We start from the raw sequence: 5,860 nt of genomic DNA on the forward strand, positions 1-5,860 counted from the left end.
GCGATCCTGGCCGTGTGGAAGGCGGGCGCCGCCTACCTGCCGATCGACCCCGAGTACCCCGCCGAGCGGATCTCTTTCATGCTCGCGGACAGCGGCGCGTCCCTGGTCGTGGGCTGGAGCGACTCGACCCACGCTCTTACCGATGCCGATGTGTCGCTGCTGCACCTGGACGACCCGCACAGCATCGACCTGCTCGCGCACCAGCCGACCACGCCGCCGCCCGCCGTGTCGCCGCTCGACAGCCGGGCCGCGTATGTGATCTACACCTCCGGGTCGACCGGGCGGCCGAAGGGGGTGCAGACCACCTACGCGGGCGTGGCGAACCTCGCCGCGGCGGTACGCCCGGTCCTCGCCGTCGAACCGGGGGAGCGAGTGCTCCAGTTCGCCTCGTTCAGCTTCGACGCCTCCGTCCTGGACGTCACCGCGACCCTGACGGCCGGTGGCACGTTGGTCCTCGCCGGACCGGAAGAGCGGGCGGACGCACGCAAGCTGGGACGCCTGATCCGCGACGCCGGGGTGCGCGTCGTCAGCATCGTGCCGTCGCTGCTCGCGATGCTCGACCCGGCGGACCTGGAGGGTGTGCACACGCTGCGAACCGGCGCGGAGGCACTCTCCGGGGCGCAGGCCGAGCAGTGGGCGGGGGGCGGCCGCCGCCTGGTCAACTCCTACGGGCCGACCGAGTCGACTGTGATCGTCACGGCCGGCACCGTGCAGCCGGGTGGCGGTTCCGTGGTGCCGATGGGCGCACCGCTGACCAACACCGGGGTGTACGTGCTGGACGACCGCCTCGCGCCGGTGCCGGTCGGGGTCGTGGGCGAGCTGTACATCGCTGGTCCGCAGTTGGCCCGCGGGTACTTCGGGCGCGCCGCTCTCACCGCGGAGAGGTTTGTCGCGTGCCCCTTCGGACCGGCCGGTCGGCGGATGTACCGGTCGGGCGACCGGGTGCGGTGGACGCCGGACGGGCAGCTGGTGTTCGTGGGGCGGGCCGACGACCAGGTGAAGATCCGTGGGTTCCGGATCGAGCCGGGTGAGGTCCAGGCCGTCGTCTCCGAGCACCCGCAGGTGGCCCAGGCCGCGGTGGTCGTGCGCGAGGATGTCGCGGACGACAAGCGACTGGTCGCCTACGTGGTGACCGCTGGAGAGCGCAGTGACGGTGAACTGGGTCGTGACGTACGTCAGTTCGTGACCGCACGCCTGCCGGAGCACATGGTGCCCTCGGCGGTGGTGGTCCTCGACGAGCTGCCGCTGACGGTGAACAAGAAGCTGGACCGCAAGGCCCTGCCGGCACCCGAGTACGCGACCGGCTCCGGCCGCGGACCCTCCTCGGTCCGTGAGGAGATCCTGTGCGCCGCGTTCGCCGAGGTCCTCGGCGTCGACAGCGTCGGTGTCGACGACGACTTCTTCGCACTGGGCGGTCACTCGCTGCTGGCGATCCGGCTGGTGGAGATCCTGCGCGGCCGTGGTGTGACGGTCTCGGTGCGGGCGCTGTTCGAGTCGCCGACGGTGGCACAGCTGGCTGCTGCCGCGTCCGGGGCGGAGAGTGTCGTCGTACCGCCCAATGCCATTCCTGAGGGCGTGCAGGCGATCACGCCGGAGATGCTGCCGCTGGTGGAGCTCACTGCCGAGGAGATCGAGCGGGTCGTCACCACGGTGGACGGCGGCGCGGCGAACGTCGCGGACGTCTACCCCCTCGCCCCCCTCCAGGAGGGCCTGCTCTTCCACCACCTCCTCGCCGACACCGGCGAGGACGCCTACGTCAGGCCGACGGTGCTGGAGTTCGACTCCCGTGACCGGCTGGACGCGTTCGCCGGAGCGCTTCAGAAGGTCATGGACCGGCACGACATCCTGCGCACGGCCATCGTGTGGGAGGGCCTGCGCGAGCCGGTGCAGCTCACTGCTGCTGGCAGAGGTGGAGGCGTTCCTCGGTGGCCGAGGCGCCGAACTGCCCGAGCCGCTGCCGTTCCGGAACTTCGTCGCGCAGGCGCACGGCGGGGTGGAGCGGGCCGCGCACGAGCGGTACTTCGCCGACCTGCTGGGCGACGTCGACGAGCCCACCGCGCCGTACGGCCTGGTCGACGCGTACGGCGACGGCGCCGACGCGGTGCAGGCACGGCAGGACCTCCCGGCGGACCTCGAGACGCGGCTGCGTGAGGTGGCGCGGAGGCTGGGTTCGAGCCCGGCCACGGTGCTGCACGTGGCATGGGCGCGGGTCCTCGACGCTGTCAGCGGACGGGACGACGTCGTCTTCGGCACGGTGCTCTTCGGACGGATGAACTCCGGTGCCGGTGCGGACCGGGTGCCCGGCCCGTTCATGAACACCCTGCCGGTGCGCGCCCGCCTGGGTGACGGCACGGGCGTCCTCGCCGCGGTGCGGGGGATGCGCGGCCAGCTCGCCACGCTCCTCGAGCACGAGCACGCACCGCTCATCCTGGCGCAGCAGGCCAGTGGCGTGCCGACGGACGCTCCCCTCTTCACCTCGGTGTTCAACTACCGCCACAACACCGGATTCAGCGGTGGTGTGGCCGAGGTGGGCGACGGCATCGAGATGGTGTTCGTCCGCGAACGCACGAACTACCCGCTGGCTGTGATCTTCGATGACAACGGTGAGGGGCTGCGGCTGACGGTGGACGCGGTCGCTCCGATCGACGCGCACGCCGTGGCGACGATGGTGAGCACGGCCACCGCACATCTGGTGGCTGCGCTGGAGGAAGCGCTGGACGGCGGCCCGGACGTGCCGATGAGTGGCATCCCGGTGCTCGACGAGGACCGGCGCCACCAGGTGCTCACCGAGTGGAACGACACCGCGGCCGACGTGCCGGCGGGGACGATTCCGCAGCTGTTCGAAGCGTGGGCGGCTCGAACCCCGGACGCGGTCGCGGTCGTCACCGACGGCGCAGAGATGACGTACGCAGACCTCGACGCGCGGGCGAACCATCTGGCACGGCTGCTGATCGGTGCGGGCGTGGGGCCGGAGTCCGTGGTGGGCGTCTGCCTGGAGCGCGGCGTCGACCTGATGGTGGCGCTGCTCGGTGCGCTCAAGGCTGGGGCGGCGTATCTGCCGATCGACCCGGAATACCCGGCCGACCGCATCGCCTACATGTGCGCCGACGCGGCCCCGACGGCGATCGTGGCCACGCGTGCCACCGCCGACGTACTCCCGCACGACACGACCGCCACAGCGGTGCTTCTCGATTCGCCCGAGGTGCTCGGTGCGCTGGACACCGTTCCATCGGGCGAACTGGACGACGCCGAGCGGCTGGCTCCGCTGAAGCCGGCCCACCCCGCCTACGTGATCTACACGTCGGGATCCACGGGTCGCCCCAAGGGCGTCCTGGTCCCCCACGCGGGCGTGGCAAGCCTGGTGGCCGGCCACGTTCGGCACTTCGGCGTGGGCTCTGGGCACCGCGTGGGCCAGTTCGCGTCGGCGAGCTTCGACACCTTCGGCTGGGAGTGGTTCATGGCGCTCCTGTCCGGGGCCACCCTGGTCGTGATCCCGCAGGAGCGGCGACTGGGCACGGCGCTGCCCGAGTTCCTCACCGCCCAGCGCGTGACCCACGTGACGCTGCCGCCCGCCGTCCTGGCCACCCTCGACGAGAAGTCGATCGGCGCGGACACCGTGCTCGCCGTGGCGGGCGAGGCCTGCCCGCCCGAGGTGATGGCACGCTGGGCACGCGGGCGCGTGATGTTCAACTCCTACGGCCCCACCGAGACCACGGTCGACGCCACCCTGTGGCGCTGTGATCCCGACGCCCCCGAGGTGGCCATCGGATCCCCCGTCGTCAACACGCAGGTGTACGTGCTCGACGAGCACCTGACCCCCGCCCCGCCCGGTGTCACCGGCGAGATGTACGTGTCCGGCGCCGGACTGGCACGCGGCTACCTCGGGCGCACGGCGCTGACCGCGGAACGGTTCGTGGCGAACCCGTTCGGCCCTGCCGGGTCCCGCCTGTACCGCACGGGCGACCGGGCCCGCTGGACCTCCGAGGGCCACCTGGTCTTCGTCGGCCGATCCGACGACCAGGTGAAGATCCGGGGCTTCCGCATCGAACCCGGAGAGATCGAGAACGTACTGGGCGGACATCCCTCGGTGACCCAGGCCGCGGTCATCGCCCGTGAGGACACCCCGGGTGACAAGCGCCTGGTCGCCTACGTCGTGCCCGCCGAGGGCGCGGTGACGGCCCAGCTGCCCGAGGCGCTCAACAGCCTCGCGGCCGAGCACCTGCCGGAGTACATGGTTCCCGCGGCGGTCGTCCTCATCGACGAACTGCCGCTGACGGTGAACAAGAAGCTGGACCGCAAGGCCCTGCCCGCGCCGGAGCTCGCCGCCGTGGCCGCGGCCGGCCGCGCCCCGGCCGACGCGCGGGAGGAGATCCTGTGCGCCGTCTTCGCGCAGGTCCTCGGCGTGGAGCGGGTCGGTGTCGACGACGACTTCTTCTCCCTCGGCGGGCACTCCCTGCTCGCCGTGCGGCTGGCCAGCCGGGTGCGCTCCGTGCTCGGGGTCGAATTCGAGATCCGAGAGCTGTTCGACGCACCCACGCCCGCCGGACTCGCCGCTCGTCTCGCCCGCGGAGGTCCCGCCCGGGCCGCGTTGTCGGCACGGCAGCGCCCCGAGCGTCTTCCGCTGTCGTACGCCCAGGGCCGTCTGTGGTTCATCGGCCAGATGGAGGGCCCGAGCCCCATCTACAACATCCCGGTGGCACTGCGACTGACGGGCCGGGTGGATGCCGGAGCCCTGAATGCCGCGCTGCGGGATGTGATCGGCCGCCACGAGGTGCTGCGCACGGTGATGGCCACCACCGAAGACGGTGAGCCTTACCAGCGGGTCCTCGACCACGAGGCGTTGGACTGGGAGCTGCGGGTCGCCGACGCGGTCCCGGGGGATGTCGACGCCCTGGTGGCGGAGGCAGCGCGGTACACGTTCGATCTGTCTGCCGAAGTGCCCATCCGGGCCTGGCTGTTCGGCGTCGCCCCGGGTGAGCATGTGCTGGTTGTGGTGGTGCACCACATCGCCGGTGACGGCTGGTCGATGGGTCCGCTGGCGCGTGATGTGTCGGTGGCGTACGAGGCGGGTGGCCGGCCACAAGGGCCACCGACTGCCGCTGGACATTCCGGCGGAGGTGCACGCACGTCTGGTGGACGTGGCACGGGCCGAGGGCGTGACCGTGTTCATGGTGCTCCAGGCCTCCTTCGCGGTGCTCCTCTCCCGCCTCGGCGCCGGAACCGACATTCCCATGGGCCTCGCGAGCGCGGGCCGCACCGACGAAGCCCTTGACGACCTGGTCGGGTTCTTCGTGAACACACTCGTGCTGCGCGCGGATCTCTCTGGAGACCCGACGTTCCGTCAACTTCTCGCCCGAATACGAGAGAACGGCCTGTCCGGAATCGCCCACCAGGACGTGCCCTTCGAACGTCTGGTGGAGGAGCTCTCACCGACGCGTTCGCTGGCCCGTCACCCGCTGTTCCAGGTGATGCTCACCCTGCAGAACAACGCCGACGCCGCCGTGAACCTGCCCGGCGTACGCACGGAAGCGATACCGGCGGCGACCTCGGTGGCCAGGTTCGACCTGGACGTCAGCGTGGCCGAGACGTTCGACACCGACGGCGCACCGGCCGGTCTGCGCGGTCAGCTGATCATCGCCGCGGACCTTTTCGACCGAGCCTCGGGCGAACGGCTGGCGGAGCGCTGGGCCCGCGTCCTGGAGACGGTCACCACCAACCCGCGCATGCGGCTGAGTGCCGTGGATGTGTTGGGCGCCGTCGAGCGTCGTCGGGTGCTTGTCGAGTGGAATGACACGTCGGTGGGGGTGCCGGCGGGGTCGGTGGTGGGGTTGTTCGAGGAGTGGGTGGCTCGGGCGCCGGG

General features: G+C 71.4%; 2 protein-coding genes and 1 pseudogene. All 3 read left to right on the plus strand.

The genetic code is table 11. The features are described from left to right. Positions 1–2,151 (plus strand): non-ribosomal peptide synthetase (locus tag IH50_RS40555; RefSeq protein WP_158801419.1); only part of this gene is annotated, 2,151 nt, incomplete at its 5' end. Next, positions 2,102–5,017, plus strand: a pseudogene (locus IH50_RS43025) (non-ribosomal peptide synthetase); the annotation flags it as partial. The gene IH50_RS40555 and the pseudogene IH50_RS43025, both read left to right, overlap by 50 nt. A gap of 28 nt (positions 5,018–5,045) precedes the next feature. After that, on the plus strand, positions 5,046–5,860 hold an 815-nt coding region (locus IH50_RS40560), incomplete at its 3' end, for a condensation domain-containing protein (protein WP_234328332.1).

It is taken from the genome of Streptomyces sp. NRRL S-37 (assembly GCF_000721605.1).
GTDB lineage: Bacteria > Actinomycetota > Actinomycetes > Streptomycetales > Streptomycetaceae > Streptomyces.